At 53.9% G+C, this 22,154-nt stretch carries 19 protein-coding genes; 11 read left to right on the top strand and 8 right to left on the bottom strand.

The features are described from left to right. Nucleotides 1–10 precede the first annotated feature (10 nt). Entirely contained in the window at nt 11–1,093 is a 1,083-nt protein-coding gene (locus KGP24_RS12890) for an ABC transporter ATP-binding protein (RefSeq protein ID WP_223560705.1), read from the top strand. Between the two features lie 66 nt (nt 1,094–1,159). Continuing rightward, complete coding sequence (locus tag KGP24_RS12885) at nt 1,160–2,074, top strand: OmpG family monomeric porin (protein WP_223560704.1); 915 nt, start codon at nt 1,160–1,162, stop codon at nt 2,072–2,074. A gap of 34 nt (nt 2,075–2,108) precedes the next feature. Here the strand turns inward: KGP24_RS12885 and KGP24_RS12880 are convergent, their stop codons facing one another. Further along, a complete protein-coding gene (locus KGP24_RS12880; RefSeq protein WP_223560703.1) occupies nt 2,109–3,119 on the bottom strand; it encodes a LacI family DNA-binding transcriptional regulator in 1,011 nt (336 codons plus the stop codon). A gap of 155 nt (nt 3,120–3,274) precedes the next feature. Here KGP24_RS12880 and KGP24_RS12875 point away from each other — a divergent pair, with 155 nt between their 5' ends. The 3 genes from KGP24_RS12875 to tyrR all read left to right on the top strand — a co-directional run bounded on the left by KGP24_RS12875 (nt 3,275) and on the right by tyrR (nt 7,376). Continuing rightward, nucleotides 3,275–4,672: a YcjX family protein gene (locus KGP24_RS12875; protein WP_223560702.1), complete on the top strand. Its 1,398-nt coding sequence runs from the start codon at nt 3,275–3,277 to the stop codon at nt 4,670–4,672. Next, nucleotides 4,669–5,721 carry a YcjF family protein gene (locus KGP24_RS12870; protein ID WP_223560701.1) on the top strand — a complete coding sequence of 351 codons (1,053 nt, stop codon included), beginning with the start codon at nt 4,669–4,671 and terminating at the stop codon, nt 5,719–5,721. The genes KGP24_RS12875 and KGP24_RS12870 overlap by 4 nt, the downstream gene beginning before the upstream one ends. A gap of 113 nt (nt 5,722–5,834) precedes the next feature. Then, nucleotides 5,835–7,376 carry a transcriptional regulator TyrR gene (tyrR, locus tag KGP24_RS12865; RefSeq protein ID WP_223560700.1) on the top strand — a complete coding sequence of 514 codons (1,542 nt, stop codon included), beginning with the start codon at nt 5,835–5,837 and terminating at the stop codon, nt 7,374–7,376. A 36-nt stretch (nt 7,377–7,412) separates the two neighbouring features. On the opposite strand, the gene KGP24_RS12860 is transcribed toward tyrR, so the two are convergent. Then, entirely contained in the window at nt 7,413–8,621 is a 1,209-nt protein-coding gene (locus KGP24_RS12860) for an aldose 1-epimerase family protein (protein WP_223560699.1), read from the bottom strand. Nucleotides 8,622–8,896: 275 nt separating this feature from the next. Continuing rightward, nucleotides 8,897–9,403, bottom strand: coding sequence for a thiol peroxidase (tpx, locus tag KGP24_RS12855; protein ID WP_023335907.1), 507 nt, complete (start codon nt 9,401–9,403; stop codon nt 8,897–8,899). A 107-nt stretch (nt 9,404–9,510) separates the two neighbouring features. Here tpx and ycjG point away from each other — a divergent pair, with 107 nt between their 5' ends. Then, on the top strand, nt 9,511–10,476 hold the full coding sequence (gene ycjG, locus KGP24_RS12850) for an L-Ala-D/L-Glu epimerase (RefSeq protein ID WP_223560698.1): 966 nt from the start codon (nt 9,511–9,513) through the stop codon (nt 10,474–10,476). On the opposite strand, the gene mpaA is transcribed toward ycjG, so the two are convergent. Beyond that, complete coding sequence (gene mpaA / locus KGP24_RS12845; protein WP_223560697.1) at nt 10,467–11,180, bottom strand: murein tripeptide amidase MpaA; 714 nt, start codon at nt 11,178–11,180, stop codon at nt 10,467–10,469. The two genes, ycjG and mpaA, sit on opposite strands and share 10 nt — an antisense overlap. Before the next feature lie 185 nt (nt 11,181–11,365). Between mpaA and KGP24_RS12840 the strand changes: the two genes are divergently transcribed. Then, the gene (locus KGP24_RS12840; protein ID WP_223560696.1) at nt 11,366–12,982 is read left to right on the top strand and encodes a peptide ABC transporter substrate-binding protein; all 1,617 of its coding nucleotides are present in this window, start codon (nt 11,366–11,368) and stop codon (nt 12,980–12,982) included. A gap of 87 nt (nt 12,983–13,069) precedes the next feature. On the opposite strand, the gene KGP24_RS12835 is transcribed toward KGP24_RS12840, so the two are convergent. From KGP24_RS12835 to KGP24_RS12820, 4 genes are all read right to left on the bottom strand, one after another. Continuing rightward, entirely contained in the window at nt 13,070–13,636 is a 567-nt protein-coding gene (locus tag KGP24_RS12835) for a DJ-1/PfpI family protein (protein ID WP_223563498.1), read from the bottom strand. Nucleotides 13,637–13,853: 217 nt separating this feature from the next. Continuing rightward, complete coding sequence (locus KGP24_RS12830) at nt 13,854–13,994, bottom strand: Ecr family regulatory small membrane protein (protein WP_223563497.1); 141 nt, start codon at nt 13,992–13,994, stop codon at nt 13,854–13,856. A 74-nt stretch (nt 13,995–14,068) separates the two neighbouring features. Next, entirely contained in the window at nt 14,069–15,301 is a 1,233-nt protein-coding gene (locus tag KGP24_RS12825; protein WP_223560695.1) for a sensor domain-containing diguanylate cyclase, read from the bottom strand. A 92-nt stretch (nt 15,302–15,393) separates the two neighbouring features. Continuing rightward, nucleotides 15,394–17,523, bottom strand: a complete 2,130-nt coding sequence (locus KGP24_RS12820; protein WP_223560694.1) for a bifunctional diguanylate cyclase/phosphodiesterase — start codon at nt 17,521–17,523, stop codon at nt 15,394–15,396. Between the two features lie 456 nt (nt 17,524–17,979). On the opposite strand from KGP24_RS12820, the gene KGP24_RS12815 reads away from it, so the two are divergent. The 4 genes from KGP24_RS12815 to dbpA all read left to right on the top strand — a co-directional run bounded on the left by KGP24_RS12815 (nt 17,980) and on the right by dbpA (nt 22,118). Further along, the gene (locus KGP24_RS12815; protein ID WP_223563496.1) at nt 17,980–19,122 is read left to right on the top strand and encodes a methyl-accepting chemotaxis protein; all 1,143 of its coding nucleotides are present in this window, start codon (nt 17,980–17,982) and stop codon (nt 19,120–19,122) included. A 155-nt stretch (nt 19,123–19,277) separates the two neighbouring features. Beyond that, nucleotides 19,278–20,261 (top strand): zinc transporter ZntB, encoded by a 984-nt coding sequence (gene zntB / locus KGP24_RS12810; RefSeq protein WP_223560693.1) that lies wholly within the window; start codon nt 19,278–19,280, stop codon nt 20,259–20,261. Between the two features lie 291 nt (nt 20,262–20,552). Beyond that, complete coding sequence (locus tag KGP24_RS24760; RefSeq protein ID WP_316045618.1) at nt 20,553–20,717, top strand: hypothetical protein; 165 nt, start codon at nt 20,553–20,555, stop codon at nt 20,715–20,717. Nucleotides 20,718–20,744: 27 nt separating this feature from the next. Next, nucleotides 20,745–22,118 carry an ATP-dependent RNA helicase DbpA gene (gene dbpA, locus KGP24_RS12805; RefSeq protein WP_223560692.1) on the top strand — a complete coding sequence of 458 codons (1,374 nt, stop codon included), beginning with the start codon at nt 20,745–20,747 and terminating at the stop codon, nt 22,116–22,118. The last annotated feature ends 36 nt before the right edge of the window (nt 22,119–22,154 follow it).

The following is a 22,154-nucleotide window of genomic DNA, read 5'->3' as shown; positions in this document are numbered from 1 at the left end:
GGAATTAACAATGGCTCAACTGTCTCTGAAACACATTCAGAAAATCTATGATAACCAGGTCCACGTGGTTAAGGATTTTAATCTCGAAATCGAAGACAAGGAGTTTATCGTCTTCGTCGGGCCTTCGGGCTGCGGTAAATCCACGACGCTGCGTATGATTGCCGGTCTCGAGGATATCAGCGCGGGTGAACTGATAATTGACGGGGTTTGCATGAACGACGTGCCCGCCAAGTCTCGCGATATTGCGATGGTGTTTCAGAACTATGCGCTTTATCCGCACATGACGGTCTACGACAACATGGCGTTTGGCCTGAAGATGCAAAAAATAGCGCCTGCGGTTATCGAAGAACGCGTTAACTGGGCGGCACAGATCCTCGGATTACGTGAATATCTCAAGCGTAAACCCGGCGCGCTGTCCGGCGGTCAGCGCCAGCGCGTGGCGTTAGGCAGAGCGATCGTGCGCGAAGCGGGCGTGTTCCTGATGGATGAACCGCTCTCCAACCTCGATGCCAAGCTTCGCGTGCAGATGCGGGCTGAAATCAGCAAGCTGCACCAGAAGCTTAATACCACCATGATTTACGTGACCCACGATCAGACGGAAGCCATGACGATGGCGACCCGTATCGTAATCTTAAAAGACGGCATTATTCAGCAGGTCGGTGCACCGAAGCAGGTGTACAACGAACCGGCAAATATGTTTGTCGCAGGGTTTATTGGATCGCCAGCCATGAACTTTATTCGCGGCGCTATTGACGATCGTTATTTCGTCACGGAAACGCTGCGTCTGGCGATCCCGGAAGACAAGCTCGCCTCACTGAATGCCGCAGGGTATCAGCGTAAAGCCGTGGTCTTTGGGATCCGCCCGGAAGATATTCTCACTCTGCAGAGCAGCGGTAAGAATATCCCGGCGAAAGTCAGCGTAGCCGAACTGACTGGCGCGGAGTTCATGCTCTACGCCACCGTTGGCGGCCATGAGCTTGTTGTTCGCGCTGGAGCCGCGAATGATTATGCCGCTGGGGATAATATCGACATCCAGTTCGATATGAATAAGTGCCATTTCTTCGACGCCGAAACCGAAGCGGCTATTAGATAAGAAAGGTGTTTGCCGGGAATACCCATTTCCGGTTTTTTTGTTTGTTACTTATAAAGGGAATATTTGATGAGTACTCTACTAAAAAGTGCTGCGCTCGTGCTGTGCGCAGGGGTTAGCTGCGCACATGCAACAGAAACCGCTAAACAGTGGGAGTTTAATATTGGCGCGATGTATGAAATAGAAAACGTCGAAGGCCAGGCGGAGGATAAAGACGGGTTATATGAACCCTCCGTCTGGTTTAATGCGACCTGGGATGCCTGGACAATTTCGCTGGCGATGTATCAGGAGGGGCCGGTTGATTATAGCAGCATGACCCGTGGCACCTATTTTGATCGCCCGGAATTTGAATTACGCTATCGCTTTATCGGAACAAATGATTTTACGTTCGGTCTGACCGGCGGCTTCCGTAATTATGGCTATCACTTTAAAGATGAACACGGCGCCAGAGACGGCAGCGCTAATATGCAGCGCTACAAAGTTCAGCCTGACTGGGATATAAAATTAACCGATGACTGGCGTTTCAGCGGCTGGTTTGCCATGTATCAGTTTGCCAACGATCTGGAAAAAACCGGCTATGCTGACAGCCGCGTCGAAACCGAAACGGGCTTTACCTGGAGCATCAACGAAACCTTTGCGGCTAAAGTGAATTACTATTTAGAGCGTGGTTTCAATATGGACGGTTCACGTAATAACGGCCAGTTCTCGACCCAGGAAATTCGCGCCTATTTGCCTATTTCGTTAGGCCAGACGACCTTAACGCCATATACCCGACTGGGGCTCGATCGCTGGTCGAACTGGGACTGGCAGGACGATCCTGAGCGTGAAGGGCATGATTTCAACCGCCTGGGTATCCAGTACGCCTATGACTTCAACAACGGTTTATCCATGTCGCTTGAATACGCCTATGAATGGGAAAATCATGACGAGGGTGAAAACGACCGTTTCCACTATGCGGGCGTCGGGGTAAATTACGCGTTCTGACCAAGAGTCTGCCAGGGGCTAACTGCCCCTGGTTTTAGCGCAGAGAGGCCGCCAGTAAAAAATGGGTATCAACAAGCACTTTTTGCGGAGCGGGATGACCCGCAATACGCCTGAAAAGAAGATTGCAGCTCTCTTCCCCCAGTTTTCGAATGGGGATATCAAAGCCGCCTGGCGCGGGCGTTAAAATGAGAGACAGCATCGGGTCACTGTATCCGGCTATCACCACCTGCTCTGGGATCATCAGATTCAACTCATCCGCGGCGCGATAGAGGCTGAGCAACTTCATGCTGTCGGTAGCGAATACCGCATCAGGCGGCGTCGGTGAAGAAAGCAATTCCAGAGCCGCCGTAAGCGCACTCTCATGGGTATATCCGCCATCCCTGATCCAGTCCGGGTTAATGGCAATATGGTGCTTTTCCAGACTGGCTTTATAGCCAGCAAGACGATCGATAGAAACATGATAATCAAGAGGGGCGTGCAGACACGCAATTTTACGGCGGCCGTTTTTAATAAAGGTTTCGGTCAGCGTGGCGCTGTCATGGAAATTATCCGTATCGACGGAATATATATTCTGATACTCACCTTCTACTTTGCCGATAACTACTACCGGTACGCCATACGCATCCAGCGTGGTGAAAAAGGATTCGTTAGCTGGCGAACTTAGCATAATGATCCCTTTGATCATCTTTTGCTTTATTTTACTGACGCATTTCAGCAGATCGTCTTCGCTACTTTTTGACGTTTGTAAAATAACGTCAAATCCTTCTTCTTCCGCTTTTGCCGTAATGGCATGAAGGACATCGGAGAAAAAAGGGTTGCCGGCAGTGGTTTTAGTTGAACGGGTCGAAATAACCATAATGGCATCGAAGCCTGAAGAGGTCAGGGCGCGGGCCAGTTTGTTGGGCTGATAATTTAATTCGTCAATCGCCTTCAGCACTTTGTCACGCGCTTCGGGAGAAATATTCGTTTGTTTATTCAGAACGCGGGAAACGGTTGATTTCGATACGCCCGCAACCCGTGCGATATCATAGATGGTGGGTGACATACACCTTACTCACTCAGAACTGACAGCAATGTCGTTCATCTTACTGGAGAAAAAACGGCAATAGCAATAAATAAGAATTGATAATCAACGATCTGCCCCCATTTATTGTATTCTAAAGCCATGCATTCAAGGCTTCCAGGCAATGAAGGACGGCGATGAAGCGACTTAAAAACGAAATCAATTCACTGGTGAACCGTGGCGTTGACCGTCATCTGCGTCTGGCCGTGACGGGGCTGAGCCGCAGCGGTAAGACGGCGTTTATCACCGCGATAGTAAACCAGCTCCTGAATCTGCACGCCGGCGCGCGTCTGCCGTTGCTTAGCGCGGTGCGGGAAGAACGTCTGTTGGGCGTGAAGCGCGTTCCTCAACGCGATTTTGGTATTCCACGTTTTACCTATGACGAAGGGCTGGCGCAGCTCTATGGGGATCCGCCCACGTGGCCGACGCCGACGCGCGGCGTCAGTGAAATTCGCCTTGCTCTGCGTTTTCGCTCGAATGAATCCCTGATGCGCCACTTCAAGGATACCTCTACGCTGTACCTTGAAATCGTCGATTACCCTGGCGAATGGCTGCTCGATTTGCCGATGCTGGCCCAGGATTACCTCAGCTGGTCCCGCCAGATGACGGGCTTGTTGCAGGGGCAGCGCGCCGGGTGGTCGGCCAAATGGCGACAGCTGTGCGAAGGCCTGGACCCGCTTGCGCCGGCCGATGAAAACCGTCTGGCGGCCATTGCCGAAGCCTGGACGGCGTATCTGCATCAGTGCAAGCAGGAAGGGTTGCACTTCATTCAGCCGGGTCGCTTTGTCCTGCCGGGTGATTTAGCGGGCGCGCCTGCGCTTCAGTTCTTCCCCTGGCCGGACGTGGACGGGGTGGGCGAGTCGAAGCTGGCGCAGGCTGATAAGAATACTAACGCCGGGATGCTGCGCGAGCGTTACCATTACTACTGTGAGAAAGTGGTCAAGGGATTCTATAAGAATCACTTTCTGCGATTTGACCGTCAGATTGTGCTGGTGGATTGTCTACAGCCGCTTAACAGCGGGCCGCAGGCCTTCAACGATATGCGCCTGGCGCTGACGCAGCTGATGCAAAGTTTTCACTACGGGCAGCGAACGCTGTTTCGCCGTCTGTTCTCACCGGTGATCGACAAACTGCTCTTTGCGGCCACGAAGGCCGATCACGTCACGGTCGATCAGCATGCCAATATGGTATCGCTGCTGCAGCAGCTGGTGCAGGACGCCTGGCAAAACGCCGCCTTCGAAGGGATCGGCATGGATTGCCTTGGGCTCGCGTCCGTACAGGCGACACAAAGCGGGCTGATCGATCTTAACGGTGAGAAAATACCGGCATTACGCGGTAACCGTCTCAGCGACGGTGAACCGCTTACCGTGTATCCGGGCGAAGTGCCTGCGCGGCTGCCGGGTCAGGCCTTCTGGCAGAACCAGGGCTTCCAGTTTGAAGCCTTCCGCCCGCAGGCAATGAGCGTCGATCGGCCATTACCACACATCCGTCTGGATGCTGCGCTGGAGTTTTTGATTGGAGATAAATTGCGATGACGGAACCGTTAAAACCGCGCATGGACTTTACCGGAACGCTTGAGCAGGACCCTCAGGAGGCGTTCAAAACGGCGCAGACGTTCAGCGGCACGCAGGCTGATAACTTTGCCCCGGCCCTGACCGAGGAGCCGGGCGTCGAGGAAGGTCCGGCAGAGGCGGTTGTGGAAGCCGCCCTGCGTCCAAAGCGCAGCCTGTGGCGCAAGATGGTTACCGCCGGGCTGGCGCTGTTTGGCGTAAGCGTGGTTGGGCAGGGCGTCCAGTGGGGTATCAACGCCTGGCAAACCCAGGACTGGGTCGCGCTGGGCGGATGTGCCGCGGGGGCGCTGATTGTGGGGGCGGGTATCGGGTCGGTTGCCACCGAGTGGCGTCGGCTCTGGCGTTTGCGCCAGCGCGCGCATGAGCGTGATGAAGCGCGGGATCTGCTCCACAGCCACGGAACCGGCAAAGGCCGCGCATTCTGCGAAAAGCTGGCAGCGCAGGCCGGGATAGACCAGTCGCACCCGGCGCTGCAGCGCTGGTATGCCGCCATCCATGAAACTCAGAATGACCGGGAAGTCGTTACGCTCTATTCCCATATGGTTCAGCCAGTGCTGGACGCTCAGGCGCGGCGCGAGATTAGCCGTTCTGCGGCAGAATCCACCCTGATGATTGCCGTCAGCCCGCTGGCGCTGGTCGATATGGCGTTCATCGCCTGGCGTAATCTGCGCCTGATTAACCGTATCGCGAACCTTTACGGCATAGAGCTGGGTTACTACAGCCGGCTCAGGCTGTTCAAACTGGTTCTGCTCAATATCGCGTTTGCCGGGGCGAGTGAACTGGTGCGCGAGGTGGGAATGGACTGGATGTCGCAGGATCTGGCGGCACGTCTTTCTGCCCGTGCCGCTCAGGGTATCGGCGCGGGATTATTGACGGCGCGTTTGGGGATTAAAGCGATGGAAGTCTGCCGTCCGCTGCCGTGGATTGATGGCGATAAGCCCCGACTGGGGGATTTCAGGCGGGAACTTATCGGCCAGCTCAAAGAGACGCTCAATAAAAAACCGGTTCAGTAACCGATTTGTTTACTAATCGTGCTGGCTGTCAATATTTGTTGACAGCCATCTTCCGGTTCACCGTGTTCTGACATATCATTTTAACGTTACTGGCTTAAAACGGTGAATTTCCCATGCGTCTTGAAGTCTTCTGTGAAGACCGTCTCGGTCTTACCCGCGAGTTACTCGATCTTCTTGTTTTACGTAACATTGATTTACGTGGAATTGAAATCGATCCTGTCGGGCGAATTTACCTCAATTTTGCCGAAATTGAATTTAATACATTCAGCAGCCTGATGGCGGAAATCCGCCGTATCGCTGGCGTTACGGATGTGCGCACCATTCCCTGGATGCCTTCCGAGCGTGAGCATCTGGCGCTGAGTGCGCTGCTGGAAGCGATGCCTGAACCGTTCCTCTCCCTGGATTTGAAAAGCAAAGTAGAGCGCGTTAACCACGCGAGCTGCCAGCTTTTCGCGCAGAGCCAGGAGAAGCTCAGCAATCATAACGCCGCGCAGCTGATCCCCGGCTTTAACTTCCAGCGCTGGCTGGAAAGCAACCCGCAAAATACGCATAGCGAGCATGTGGTGATCAACGGGCAGAATTTCCTGATGGAGATCACCCCGGTCTATCTGAAAGGGGAAGGGGATACCCGCGTGTTGACCGGGGCGGTGATCATGCTGCGCTCAACGCTACGCATGGGTCGTCAGCTGCAAAACCTCTCCAGTCAGGACGTTGGCGCATTCAGCCAGATTATTGCCGTCAGCCCGAAAATGCGCCATGTGGTTGATCAGGCGCGCAAGCTCGCAAGCCTGACCGCGCCGTTGCTGATTACCGGGGATACCGGTACCGGGAAAGACCTGCTGGCTCACGCAGTGCATCTGGCGAGCCCGCGAGCAGCTAAGCCTTATCTGGCACTTAACTGCGCCTCAATTCCGGAAGATGCCGTTGAAAGCGAGCTGTTTGGCCACGCGCCGGAGGGCAAGAAAGGGTTCTTCGAGCAGGCTAACGGCGGCTCCGTGCTGCTGGACGAAATCGGAGAAATGTCGCCGCGCATGCAGGCTAAGCTGCTGCGTTTCCTGAACGACGGTACGTTCCGCCGCGTCGGTGAGGATCACGAAGTGCATGTGGACGTGCGCGTCATTTGCGCCACCCAGAAAAACCTGGTGGAACTGGTGCAAAAGGGGATCTTCCGTGAGGATCTTTATTACCGCCTCAACGTCCTGACGCTGAATATTCCCCCGCTGCGCGATTGTCCGCAGGACATTATGCCGCTAACGGAGCTGTTCGTTGCCCGCTTTGCCGACGAGCAAGGGGTACCGCGTCCGAAGCTGTCTGCCGATCTCGGCACGGTGCTCATGCGCTACGGCTGGCCGGGCAACATCCGTCAGCTAAAAAACGCCGTTTATCGCGCGCTGACCCAGCTGGAAGGCTATGAACTGCGTCCGCAGGATATTCTGTTGCCTGATTACGACGCGGGGACGGTATCGGTCGGCGAAGAGGCGATGGAAGGTTCGCTGGACGATATCACCAGCCGTTTTGAGCGTTCAGTGCTGACGCAGCTATACCGTAGCTATCCCAGCACCCGCAAGCTGGCAAAACGCCTTGGTGTCTCGCACACCGCGATCGCGAACAAGCTGCGTGAGTACGGTTTGAATCATAAGAAAGGTGACGAATAGCAAAAAGCCTCTGTAAAGAGGCTTTTTGCTTTATGGCTATTCCTTCGCCAGAGGCGCGTTAACGATTTCTGTTTTTGTCTCTCCCTGAATCGACGCAATCCTGCTTTCGACGTCCTTCACCTGCTGCGGGCTGTGGAGCAGGGTATAGGTCAGGTCAAACTGCGCGCTGGCGCCAGGCTGCAGCTGCTTAACCCGCTTCTGCTCGCGTTCAATCGTAACGGGGTAAGCGTAGCTGGTGCCTGGCTCAATGCCCGTGACATAGCCCTGCTTCAGCGTGTCGGTGTTCTTCCATAAGGTCAGCACGGGCAGCTGGCGGGTATCAAACTGGATTGACGCGCCTTTATCTCCGGCTTTATTGATCACCGCCGCGAGCGTTTCGTGGTTATTGTCCGCGAGCGGTTTAATGTTGAAGACCATCTCATCAAAGCCTTTTGTCGGCCCGGCATAGGTCTGCCAGTCATTAACGCCCGCTTTGGCGTAGTCATTGAATGGGCTCACGCTTGCCGCCGGCGCAAGGAAACGGGCGCCTTCTTCAAGGATCGGCGTGCCGAAGTTGCTGTGATAGATGATTTGGTAATCGTGAGGGTAGTCTGCATGGTTGGTCAGGACATCATGCAGGCTGAACTGGTTGGTTCCGGGAACGTAGCGCAGTTCGGTCATGGTTTGCAGATCCGCTTTTTTAAACGTGCTCTCTTTGATCAAACCCCGAACGCGGATCTCATGCGGGGCGGCATCCGCGATTTCAACCTCGACCTGCGAAACGGGGGTATTACCGGCCCTGCCATGCAGGGTGTAAATTTGCCCATCCGCGGTGACAGGATGACCTGTCCATTCGTAGCCACAGCGCACCATCATCTCGTTGAAACCATCCAGCCAGCCGAGACCGTTGCGGCTTTCAAGATTGATATAAGCCGGGTTCACTACCTCTTTAACGGGAGAATTCCAGCCCAGTCGGGTGCCAAACCCTTCTACATGCAGCAGGTTCATCCCGCGGGTCGGGCTCAGGGTAATCGTCAGGCCATCTTTGCTGCTAATAATGATGACTTTGCTGCCTTCCTGTTTACCACCGTGTAACACTTTTTGCTCAATGCTGAACGTCCGATCTTTAACTTTCAGCTCATCGCTGGAAACCTTCCAGTTTCCTTTCTCTACGCTGCTTTCAGCGCTTGTCAGCACCCAGGTTTTGGCCACCGCATGGCCAGAAATCAGTACCGCAAGGAGCGTAAACGCGAATTTAATCTTCATATATTATCCTTTTTGCTGAAACGATTATTTTCTTTCGTAAGCAAATCTAATGTTTAGGCAAAAAGGGAAATGTGATGTGCTTCACTGCGGTCAAAAATAGAGAAATTTAACGATTATTATGCGTTACCGATCACGCTCATGTTACATATTGTCTAAGTTATTGCATGATTAATGTGATTTGTGTGTATTTATGCTTTAACGATTCAGCTTTGAGGTAATAAAAAACCCCGCCGCAGCGAGGTTGAGAATAAGCTGTATAGAATGCTAAGGACTTATTATGCTTTCAGCACGTCCAGCGCGGCAGTGTAATCCGGCTCGGTGGTGATTTCGTTAACCAGTTCGCTGAAGACGACGGTGTCGTTTTCATCCAGAACCAGTACGGCACGTGCTGCCAGACCTTTCAGTGGGCCTTCCGCGATGCTTACGCCGTATTTCTCGAGGAAATCTGCGCTGCGCAGTGTGGAGAGGGTAATGACGTTGCTCAGGCCTTCAGCACCGCAGAAACGGGACTGGGCAAACGGCAGGTCAGCAGAAATGCACAGCACAACGGTGTTGTCCATTTCAGTCGCCAGCTGGTTGAATTTACGCACGGACGCGGCACAAACGCCGGTATCAATGCTTGGGAAAATGTTCAGTACTTTGCGTTTACCCGCAAACTGAGCCAGTGTGACGTCAGACAGATCTTTAGCCACCAGGGTAAAAGCCTGCGCTTTGCTGCCAGCCTGCGGAATGGAACCTGCAACAGCAACCGGGTTGCCCTGGAAATGAACGAGTTGTGACATAGATATCTTCCTGTTTACATATAGTTAACGTCGGGGCTAGTGTATGCCATCAGCGGATAACACGGCAAACCAAATTTTTCGCCTTTCCGGGCCGCAAGGAGTCAGTGATGAGAAGCGTTAAGGTCTATGAAGAAGCCTGGCCATTGCATACCCCGTTTGTGATCTCCCGTGGCAGCCGAAGTGAAGCCAGCGTGGTCGTGGTTGAAATCGAAGAGGAGGGATTTAAAGGCGTCGGGGAATGTACGCCTTACCCGCGCTATGGGGAAAGTCTTGCATCTGTGATGGCGCAGATCATGACCCTGGTGCCTGACCTGCAAAAAGGGCTCACGCGCGACGCGTTACAGCAGCGTTTACCCGCCGGGGCGGCGCGCAACGCCATCGACTCTGCGCTCTGGAGTCTTGAGTCAGCGAAGCAGCAACAATCGCTGACTACCTTGCTGGGTGTGGCGCTGCCGGAGTTCGTCGTGACGGCGCAAACGGTCGTGATTGGTGAGCCGGAGCAAATGGCCGCCAGCGCAAAAGCACTCTATGACGCCGGGGCTACGGTGCTAAAAGTAAAGCTCGACGATCGCCTGATCAGCGAGCGGATGGTCGCCATTCGCTCGGCGGTGCCCTCGGCAACGCTGATTGTTGACGCCAACGAGTCGTGGCATCCCGAGGGGCTGGCCGCACGATGTCAGCTGCTGGCTGACCTGGGCGTGGCGATGCTGGAGCAGCCTCTACCAGCGAAGGATGACGAGGCGCTGAAGAATTTTATCCATCCGCTGCCCGTCTGCGCGGACGAGAGTTGCCATACCCGCGAGAATTTGAGCGCGCTTAAGGGCCGCTATGAGATGGTCAATATCAAGCTTGATAAAACCGGCGGGCTGACAGAAGCGCTGGCCCTGGCGGCGGAAGCGCAGGCGCAGGGCTTTTCCCTGATGCTGGGATGCATGCTCTGCACATCCCGGGCGATCGGCGCGGCGCTGCCGCTGGTCAATCAGGTCCGTTTTGCCGATCTGGATGGCCCGACCTGGCTGGCGGTTGACGTTTCACCGACGCTTAATTTTACCAGCGGCGTGCTTCATCTTTGAGGTTGCCAGCGCAAAAGCTCCATCATCGCTGTTAAGTATTTTTCGCTGGCTTCGTCGGAGGAGATCGGCGGGAATTCAGCGGTGATGCAGGGCAGGCTCAAATCGGCGCACCAGCTACCGAACGATCCGGGTGTTTCATAGCCCACGCTGGTGACGAGCGGCAGGGCGAAAGCCTGTGCCAGCCACGCGCCCAGATCGGAATGACGCGGGTCTTCAATACAGGCCAGCGGATCGTGGAAGGAGACAACCCATGCGGGGTGAATCTTATGGATAAGCTGGCACAGCGCCTGCGTTTCCGGCTCTGAGCCGGGCTTGTCTCCCGTCAGCAGCACCACGTCCCGCTCCTCGGCGGAGCTGTTCCAGCGATAAACCGTTTCTCCTGCGCGCCAGTTTGCTGCCGGGAAATTACGGTTCAGGTCGATCCCCCTCGCATTAGCCCGTAATCCGAGCTGGCAGCCGTCCGGATTAACGGCAAGAATCACATGATGGCGTCGCAATGAAGGCGTCAGCGTACGCAGCGCGCACGAGAGCGTGACGATCGACGAGTTCTCATCTCCGTGCGTGCCGGCAATGATCAAACCGCTGCTGCGATCGGCATCGGGCGCCGGGAACCAGATCAGCGATGCGCCTAAAAATGATCGGCCATATTGCTCAGCGCCGGGCGGAAAGGCGCCGCGTTCCGCTCGTGGTCGGGTGATTGCCATACGAAATCCTGATAAAGAAGTCTCTACTGGCAGTGTTGTGCAAAACTCACTGTTAATCAAATAGTTTCCGTGAAGGCTGAGAATTGCCTCAAATCACTATTCCGGACGAAGGTATTTGCATTTCTCTGTTTCGAAACAAATAATTACGCATCTGCTTGTTACCTGAATTCATTAAAGGGGATCTTATGAAGCATCCTGTTTCGCGTCTCTGTGCTGCACTGTACCTGTGCGGGCTCTCTACACTCTCGTACGCTGCTGATGTGCCCAAGGGCACGGTACTGGCGCAAAAACAGGAGCTGGTCAGGCATATTAAAGACGAGCCGGCTTCGCTCGATCCGGCAAAAGCGGTGGGATTACCCGAGATTCAGGTGATTCGCGATCTTTTCGAAGGGCTGGTGAATCAGAACGAGAAGGGGGAACTGACCCCGGGCGTAGCGACGCGCTGGCAGAGCAACGATAACCGTATCTGGACGTTTACCCTGCGCGATAACGCGAAATGGTCTGACGGTACGCCCGTCACCGCGCAGGATTTCGTCTACAGCTGGCAGCGTCTGGTCGACCCGAAAACCACGTCTCCGTTTGCCTGGTTCGCGGCGCTGGCGGGCATCAACAATGCGCAGGCCATTATCGATGGCAAAGCGGCGCCAGATACCCTGGGCGTGACGGCGGTGGATGCCAGAACCTTACGCGTCCAGCTCGACAAACCGCTACCGTGGTTTAGCAACCTGACGGCGAACTTTGCCTTCTATCCGGTGCAAAAAGCGAACGTTGAAAGCGGTAAAGAGTGGACGCGTCCGGGAGCGCTGGTGGGCAATGGCGCATACGTCCTGAACGACCGCGTGGTGAATGAAAAACTGGTTGTCGTTCCGAATACGCATTACTGGGACAATGCGAAAACTGTCCTGCAAAAAGTGACTTTCATTCCGATTAATCAGGAATCGTCAGCCACTAAGCGCTATCTGGCGGGGGATATTGATATCACCGAGTCGTTCCCGAAAAATATGTATCAGAAGCTCCTGAAGGACATTCCGGGACAGGTGTATACGCCGCCACAGCTCGGAACCTATTACTACGCGTTTAACACGCAAAAGGGTCCGACGGCCGATGCCCGGGTGCGTCTTGCGCTGAGCATGACTATCGATCGCCGCATTATGGCTGAAAAGGTATTAGGTACAGGTGAGAAGCCGGCCTGGCATTTCACCCCTGACGTAACGGCGGGTTTCACCCCTGAGCCTTCACCATTCGAGCAGATGTCCCAGCAGGAGTTGAACGCTCAGGCGAAAACCTTGCTCCAGGCCGCAGGTTATGGCCCTCAGCGTCCGCTGAAGTTGACCCTGCTGTACAATACCTCGGAAAACCACCAGAAAATCGCCATTGCGGTGGCGTCCATGTGGAAGAAAAATCTCGGTGTGGATGTCAGACTGCAAAACCAGGAGTGGAAAACCTATATCGACAGCCGTAATACCGGCAATTTTGATGTGATCCGCGCGTCATGGGTGGGCGATTACAACGAGCCATCGACCTTCCTGTCCCTGCTGACCTCAACCCACAGCGGCAATATCTCGCGTTTCAACGATCCGGCCTACGATAAAATTATTCATCAGGCGACGCTGGAAACCACGGCCAAAGCGCGTAATAAGGACTACAACATGGCGGAGAAAATCCTCATGGAGAAAGCGCCCATCGCGCCAATTTATCAGTACACCAATGGCCGCCTTATTAAGCCCTGGGTTAAAGGTTATCCCATCAATAACCCGGAAGACGTGGCATATAGCCGGACAATGTATATTGAGAAGCACTGATGTTTAATGGGAACTGGCGCATTCTTGCGCCAGTTCTGCAATATGCGCTACCGCTTCATTTGCCACCAGTGGCCTGATACCAGGTTTCTATGGTTCTAACAGCGCATTAAACTTCGCCAGCCACTGCGGATGTGCGGGCCAGGCGGGAGCCGTCACCAGGTTGCCGTCTACATGGGCCTGATCGATGCCGATAGTGGCGTAGTGTCCACCCGCGAGGCGTACCTCAGGTGCACAGGCCGGGTAGGCGCTACAGGTACGACCTTTCAGAACGCCCGCGGCAGCGAGCAGCTGCGGACCATGGCACACTGCCGCTATCGGCTTACGCGCGGCGTCAAATGCCTGCACCAGCTTTAGCACGTCCTCATTTAGCCGCAGATACTCGGGCGCTCTCCCGCCTGGGATGAGCAGCGCGTCGTAATCCTGTTCCTTGACGGTGGAAAAGTCGGCGTTGAGGGTAAACCGGTGACCCGGTTTTTCGCTATAGGTCTGGGCGCCGTCAAAGTCATGGATTGCCGTCATAATGTAGTCGCCCTTCGGTTTGTCGGGGCAGACCGCATCCACCTGATGGCCAATCATCTGCAACGCCTGAAAAGGCACCATGGTTTCGTAATCTTCGGCGTAATCACCAACCAGCATCAGGATCTTCTTGCTCATCATTCCTCACCTTTTTCAATAAAGATGATTAAGATATAGCCTGGCATGGCTGAATTGCCGGAAATAAAAAAGCCCGTCAGAGCACGGGCAACATAAGCAAATGAATTAATGATTCGTTATCAACGTTGTTGGAGGATAACATCGCGTATTTTACGCGGCTGTAAGGGAAGCAGATACCTGACAAATTCGGTAGGTGAAACAAGCTATTAAACGTGTGTTACGACGCGTCGAAGGTCGGGTAAAGGCTATTTTCAAGAAATTCGACGAGATGCCAGACCTCGCCGCTAAAAATAAACCAGAAGCCAAATATTATAAGCAGCAAAATAATTAAGGTGAGTATTATTTCCGTTTTTCCCATTGAAGCTTTAACCCACCTGAAGCTAATTGATTCGAGGTAGGCATTGTAGCGGGGCTTTCCCGGATACTCCAGTTTCATGCAGCAAGGACTTTATTGCGTCCGTCATTTTTAGCGCGATACAGCGCATCGTCCACACGCTTAAATAACTCGTCAATACTCTCCCCCTGATTGTGCCGCGCCACGCCAATGCTAACGGTAAATCTCGGCAGGCCCGGAATCGTAATGCGGGCAACGGCTGCACGTACTGACTCGGCAATCTGCATCGCGGTATCGATAGAGGTACGCGGCAGCAGGATAACAAACTCTTCGCCACCCCAGCGGAACACCATGTCGCCCTCCCGACTACAGGCCTCCAGCGTTCGGGAAAGGGCGATAAGCACCTCATCGCCTTTCAGATGACCGAAAAGATCATTAATGTTTTTGAAATGGTCGGTATCCACCAGCAGCAGGCTAAATTGCTGTTGTGCAGGTAGTTTATTCAGATTGCTTTGATCGGTAATTGCGTAGAACTGGCGCCGGTTGAGTAACCCCGTCATGGAGTCACGTAACGCCGCATGTTCCAGCTCCTGCTCCAGCCTTTTTTGCTCGGTGATATCGTGGATGATGCACAGCATCAGCTTGTCACCGTAGATTTCAATGGGCCCGGCATACGTCTGAACGTGGCGTGTGGATCCATCGGCAAGGCGATGAACAAAATTGAGCGGCTTATGACCACCGGGCAGCGCGGCAATCGCAGTCATTATGGGCATCACATCTCGCCCCAGCGTATTGATTTCCCAGGTATGCTTACTGCACATGTCATCATGTGAATAACCGTAAAAATTGAGCGCGGCCAGATTCGCATCGACGATTTGGCCGTCACGGGCCGGATCGATTAACAGCATCGGGGCGCTGTTGGTCAGAAAAAAGCGCGCATAAAAACCCTGTTTTTTTCGCCGATAGGTGGCGGAACGGCTGGCCTTCAATCCTGAGAGTATTTGTGGGGATATGCCCTCGAAAACAATCACATCTCCCCAGGGCACGTAGTGGGCAAGCGAGAGGCGACAGCTTAACGGCGTATGCTGTCCATCCCTGCTCGTTGTCCAGATTTCGACGATCTCCTGCTCTGTTTTCAGTTCAGATACATACATCGACAGGACTGTTTGCGCACTGGCTGAATAGATCCCTTTGCGCAGGTCATCGAGCGTTTTATCCCCCATGACCTGCATTGCTGCCACATTCGCAAAAATGATCTTTTCCGACACGGGTGAAACGAGCCACACGGGTGTTTTAATTACATTCAACGCATCAAAACAAGGTTGCGACATAGGCGTTTCCTGTTCATCGACAACATGTGCCTTACGATCATGACAGAATTGACTCGCGTGTACTCCTTTGAAACATACTCCACTTAACCCCGTCAGGCATGATTTTTTTGAGAAATAAATGCGGGGTCCGTTTGAATTTTATTAATGGGTATAATCTGTTTGTCTGAGTTTATCTGAAGCAGTAGCCACGGTACCTGTTCGGCAGGGAAGGGTCTGGAGAAAAGGTAACCTTGCAGGTAATCGCAGCCGAGACGGGTGAGAACCGCCTGCTGTTCTTCCGTCTCAATCCCTTCTGCCACCACATTCATCTCCATGGTTCGGGCGATACTGATAATGGTTTCAACCAGCTTGTAGCTTTTTTCATTTTCCAGCATCGACGTGACAAAGCTTCTGTCGATCTTGAGTTCTTTTGCCGGAAGCACGCTCAGCATCAAAAGGTTGGAATAGCCCGTACCAAAATCATCAATCGAGACGACGATCCCCGCGTGATTAAACGCATTGAGCAACTCAATGCTGCGGTCGAGATTTTTAAGCGCGGTGCTTTCCGTTACCTCAAGGATCAGCCTGGACGGAGACAAGCTATATTTTTCCAGCATCGACGAGACGATCTGGAAAATATCCGGCTGTTCAAACTGGATGGGGGATAGGTTGAGAGACAGCGTCCACTGGCTGAAACCTTGCTCAGTCCAGAAATGAAGCTGTCGGCATGCCGCTTCAATGGCCCAGTTACCTACCGGAATAATTAAGCCCGTTTGTTCCAGCGAGGGGATAAACAGGTTAGGCAGTACAACCCCTTGCTCGGGATGCCGCCAGCGCAGAAGGGCTTCAAAACCGTGAATGGTTTTCTCTCCCGCATGCCAGGTTGGCTGGTACCACAGTTCAAACTGATCGCGCTCAAGCGCCTGAGAAAGCTCCTGCAGGAAACCGGGTTTCGCCGGGATCGCCGTTGACATCTCGGTCCGGTAGATCGCCCAGCCGTTGCGGCCATCTTCCTTGACGCGATGTAAGGCTGCATCCGCCTTGAGCTTCAGCTCGTGCAGCGTTTCGCCGTCCTGAGGATAGAGGCTAACACCCGCGCTGATCGTCGTGCTTAAGGTATGTCCGCAGACAGACAGAGGGCGTCGCACGTCTTCGAGCAACGCGGTGAGCAGGGCGTTGAGCCTGTCGTCGTCACATTCCGGCACCAGCAGGATAAAAGCGTCTCCTCCCAGCCTTGCCAAGGTCATCTCACGCGTGAGCCGTGCCGTGATGCGCTGCGCAACCGCGATCAATAGTTCATCACCGACGCTGTGACCCCAGGTATCGTTAACGCGCTTGAAGTGATCGACGTTCAGGAAAATAACCGCAAATGGCTTCTTGCTCAGCAGCGCGCTGCGCAAACAATCCTGCATGCGGAGATCCATCTGGTGGCGGTTTGCGAGCCCGGTGAGCGCGTCAAAACGCGCCTGTAGCTCAAGCTGGCGGTTGAGCTGCTGAAGATTATCCGTCAGCCGGCTGGTGCGCCGGTGGGAATCAATAAGTGAAATGATTAACATCAGGCCGAGCAGGCAGAGCGTGGTGACCGAAACCCAGATGGATAGCCCCAGTTCGCCGATCCCGCCGGGGAGAGTATGCGCCATTTCCTGAAACTGCGCGGCACTCATGCCGATATAATGCATCGCGCAAATCGCGGCGCCCATGACGAAGGCCGCGAGAATGCGATTTATAAAGACGCCTTTGCGTTTATCCCGCAGACGGAAAGCCAGCCATAGCGCCGTGCCGGAGGCAACAACGGCAATAACCACGGATAACGCCACAATGCGGCGATCCCAGATGATGCTGCCATCCAGCATCAGGGCCGCCATACCGATGTAATGCATAGACACTACGCCAGCGCTCAGGAGCACCGTGGCAAAGGTCAGTCGAAAGGGAGAAAGTTTTTTGCCCGCGACGGCAATATTAAGTGCCGTGGTCGATGCAACCACTGCGACGCCCAGTGACGTAAGGGTTAACCAGAGGTCGTAGCTCATCATCATGGGCATTTGCATCGACAGCATGCCGATAAAGTGCATCGACCAAATTCCAATGCCCAACGTAACCCCACCGGCAATGCGCCAGAAGAGGGCAGCCTTTCTGCTGGAGAGGGGGATCTTTCCGGCGCTGTCCAGCGCCACAAAGGAGGCGATAAACGCCACCAGATAGGAGATAGCGATTAACACAGGGTCCCACGATATATTGAGCATTATGCAATCCCACGCCTGAGAGGGTTACCGATTTCGTCTGCCGGGCACATCTCTATCGGGCAACGAACATGCGCATTCAAACCATATTAGTTATTTATCGTGAAAAATGACCAGTCATATTAACACTCTAAAACTTATTAAGAATATAAAATATATTCCATTGTTAATATATTAAGCATTGCTAAACAAGAACGAATAGCAGTAGCAAAGCTCCTTAAATATGGGGGCGATCGTATCGTCTCACCGCGGGCGATACTATCGCTTAACATGGCTGGAAACCAGTATCACAGCATGCTGAGCAGAACATTTTCACTAATACGCTCTTTTTATCTGACTTAAATCAAATCTCAGGATGCTAACGGCGAAACAAAAAACAAGTGTCGTTTGCGATGAAAAACTTCTGGGCCAATGCTATAAGTCTAAGTGCCGACCAAAATATAAAACGTGGGTATTATTATGCTAAAAAATATTAGTGTCAGGACCTTTATTATCGGGTTCCTTTTATCTCTTTTTTTGGTAAGTGCAGGTGTCGTTGTTCTATTTTCCAGCAATCCATCTCTCTTTATTTCACTTAATGTCATCAACTTCGTTGCACTATTTTTGCTCTGGGTCTATATGACAAAGTATCTTGTGACGCCGATCAATACGGTAAAGAAAAGTATTGAAGAGGTGACCGCAGGCAACCTTGGTGTATCTATCCCTGAATTTGGCAATAACTGTGCGGGCAGACTCATCCCCGGGATAAACAGCCTTTCCGGCAATATCGCGACGCTGGTACGTGAGATTAGGGCGTCATCGCAGACCGCCATGACCTTATCGGATCAGCTCTCGACACGTAGCGCTCAGCTTTCGGTGAAAACCGAGCAGCAGTCTGCGTCTTTGGTGCAAACCGCAGCCAGCATGGAGCAAATGGCCGCAAGCACCAAAAACAATGCCGATAACACCCGCCTGGCGAGCGAGCAGGCAAATGTGGCGACGTTACAGGCGCGCAAGGGCGGTGAGCTCATGGGCCAGGTCGCCAGCAATATGCAGTCGATTACCGAATGCGCCCAGCAGATGACGGAGATTATTTCGTTGATTGACGGCATTGCGTTCCAGACGAATATCCTGGCACTCAACGCGGCCGTTGAGGCGGCGAGGGCCGGCGATCATGGAAAGGGTTTTTCTGTGGTCGCGGAAGAGGTCAGAAACCTGGCGCACCGCAGCGCAGAGGCGGCGAAAAATATCAAAACGCTGATTGAAGTGACCAGCAATAACGTTACGCAGGGCGTTAGCGTTGTGTCACAGGCGGAGAAGAATATGCATGAAATCGTGACGGGTTCGGGGAATGTTAGCCGCTTAATGGACGAAATTTCCGCGTCGACGTCAGAGCAGGAGAAAGGCATTTCTCAGATTACCCTGGCGCTATCGGAGCTGGAGCGGGTCACTCAAAGTAACGTGGCAATGGCAGAGGAACTCAACGGTTCCTCTGATGTACTGCGTAATCAGGTGATTGAGCTGCAGACCCGAACGCGTAATTTCAGGCTCGATCAGTCATCCTCGCCCTCATCGCCTGGAGGCTCGCCATCCTTCCTTCAGCGGCCAGAGCACTCTCTCTGACAGAACTTCAAAGCCTGGCATGCCGGGCTTTTTTTATGCCCCTGGCCAGCATGTACAATTCCTGAGCGATTTCAGCGCGATGGGATATATAGTTGTTGCTTAACACCTGATGAAAGCTAGACTGTCACCGAAAGAGCTAAAAAGGTGGAGGCGCTGTGGAAAGCATTAAAGGGTCGGAACTTAACGTTCCTGACGCAGTTTTTGCATGGGTGCTGGATGGTCGCGGCGGTGCACGACCTCTGGATGATAATGATGTGATCGATAATGCGCATCCCTGCTGGCTACATCTGAACTACACCCACACGGACAGCGCTGACTGGCTCGCCTCGACTCCGCTCTTGCCAAATAACGTGCGCGATGCGCTGGCGGGTGAGAGCCTGCGGCCCCGCGTGAGCCGAATGGGTGAGGGTACGTTGATCACCCTACGCTGCATTAACGGCAGCACGGATGAACGCCCGGATCAGCTGGTTGCGATGCGTGTCTACATGGACGATGGACTCATTGTGTCAACCCGACAGCGAAAAGTGCTGGCGCTGGATGACATCGTAAACGATCTGAAAGAGGGCACCGGGCCGGTGGACTGCGGCAGCTGGCTGGTGGACGTCTGTGACGCCCTTACCGATCATGCGAGCGAGTTTATTGAAGAACTGCACGACAAAATCATCGACCTGGAAGATAACCTGCTCGATCAGCAGATTCCACCGCGCGGTTTTTTGGCCTTATTGCGTAAACAGCTAATTGTTATGCGCCGCTACATGACGCCGCAGCGGGACGTGTATGCGCGGCTGGCCAGCGAAAGGCTCACCTGGATGAACGACGACCATCGACGCAGAATGCAGGATATTGCCGACAGGCTGGGCCGCGGGCTGGATGAAATTGATTCCTGTATTGCCAGAACGGCGGTGATGGCGGACGAAATCGCGCAGGTGATGCAGGAGTCGCTGGCGCGAAGAACCTATACGATGTCCCTGATGGCGATGGTGTTTTTACCCAGCACGTTTCTTACCGGTTTGTTTGGCGTGAACCTGGGCGGCATTCCAGGTGGCGCTTATCGCTACGGATTTACCGCGTTTTGCGTGATGTTAGTTGTTTTGATTGGTGGTGTTGCATGGTGGTTGCATCGTAGTAAATGGCTGTAAATTTACGCTTTTTTCAGCTTTCAACGGGATCAAAACGCTCTTTTAATTGAGCGAAGTCAATAAACATCTACCCCGTAAGGTGCAATATTACTCCCGCAGGTGAATGCAACGTCAAGCGATGGGCGTTGCGCTCCATATTGTCTTACTTCCTTTTTTGAATTACTGCATAGCACAATTGATTCGTACGACGCCGACTTCATAGTCGGCTTTTTTTTGCCTCCTGATTCTCAGCGTCTACCCTTGAAGGGACGACAGCAAATTCTGGAGGGAATGATGAGCTTCCTCAATGCTCTGCTACTGCAACAATCGCGTCAATCCGATCCCATCCCCACCGATCCGGTGCCTATGCCCGATCCCATTCCGCGTCCGCAGCCGATGCCCGACCCGCCGCCAGATCAAGAACCGATTAAATTGTCGCATCGAACCGCGAGATCTGCGAGGATACGCGCCATCTGACCGCAAAGATGACCACGAGAGACTACTGTGACCGCTTTTTCTACCCTGAATGTTCTACCTGCCGCCCAACTCAATAACCTCAACGAGTTGGGTTACCTCACGATGACGCCTGTTCAGGCGGCCGCGTTGCCCGCCATCCTTGAGGGCCGTGACGTGCGCGTGCAGGCGAAAACGGGCAGCGGGAAAACGGCGGCATTTGGCCTTGGCCTGTTGCAGCATATCGATGCGGCGCTATTTCAGACCCAGTCTCTGGTGTTGTGCCCGACCCGCGAACTGGCAGACCAGGTCGCGGGTGAGCTGCGTCGCCTGGCGCGTTTCCTGCCCAACACCAAGATTTTAACCCTCTGCGGCGGACAGCCGTTTGGCGCACAGCGTGATTCACTCCAGCATGCGCCGCACATTATTGTCGCAACGCCCGGCCGCCTGCTGGATCACCTGCAAAAAGGCACCGTATCGCTGGATGCGTTACAAACGCTGGTGATGGATGAGGCTGACAGGATGCTGGATATGGGCTTCAGCGATGCGATTGACGAGGTGATCCGTTTCGCCCCGGCCGATCGTCAGACGCTGCTGTTCTCCGCGACCTGGCCGGAGGCCATCGCCGCCATCAGCGGGCGCGTGCAGAAAAACGCGCTCACCATTGAAATCGACAGCGTAGATGCGCTGCCCGCTATCGAGCAGCAGTTCTTTGAAACCTCGCAGCAGGGGAAAATCCCGCTCCTTCAGAAATTGCTGAGCCAGCATCAGCCTGCGTCCTGCGTGGTGTTCTGTAATACCAAAAAAGACTGTCAGTCGGTCTGTGATGCCCTGAATGCCGCCGGGCAGAGCGCATTGTCGCTGCATGGCGATCTGGAACAGCGCGATCGCGATCAGACTCTGGTTCGTTTCGCTAACGGCAGCGCCCGCGTTCTTGTCGCAACCGACGTCGCTGCGCGCGGTCTGGATATTAAATCTCTTGAGCTGGTGGTGAACTATGAGCTGGCGTGGGATCCTGAAGTGCATGTGCACCGTATTGGCCGTACCGCGCGCGCGGGAAACAGCGGTCTGGCGATCAGCCTTTGCGCACCGGAAGAGGCGCAGCGCGCCAATATTCTCTCTGAGATGCTGCAGATTAAGCTGAACTGGATGAATGCACCGGCCAGCGTCAGCCTTGTGCCGCTGGAGGCTGAAATGGCGACGCTGTGCATTGATGGCGGTAAAAAAGCCAAGATGCGTCCAGGTGACGTATTAGGGGCGCTGACCGGGGATGTGGGTCTGGACGGGGCGGATATCGGCAAGATTGCTGTCCATCCGGCGCATGTCTACGTAGCGGTTCGCCATGCGGTTGCCCATAAGGCATGGAAGCAGCTGCAAAACGGGAAAATTAAAGGTAAAACCTGCCGCGTACGTCTGCTGAAATAAAGAATGAAGCGTCTCAGAAGATGTTTCTGAGACGCT

Source organism: Enterobacter sp. JBIWA008, assembly GCF_019968765.1.
Taxonomy (GTDB): Bacteria; Pseudomonadota; Gammaproteobacteria; order Enterobacterales; family Enterobacteriaceae; genus Enterobacter.
This window is presented reverse-complemented; position numbering and strand designations above follow the sequence as displayed.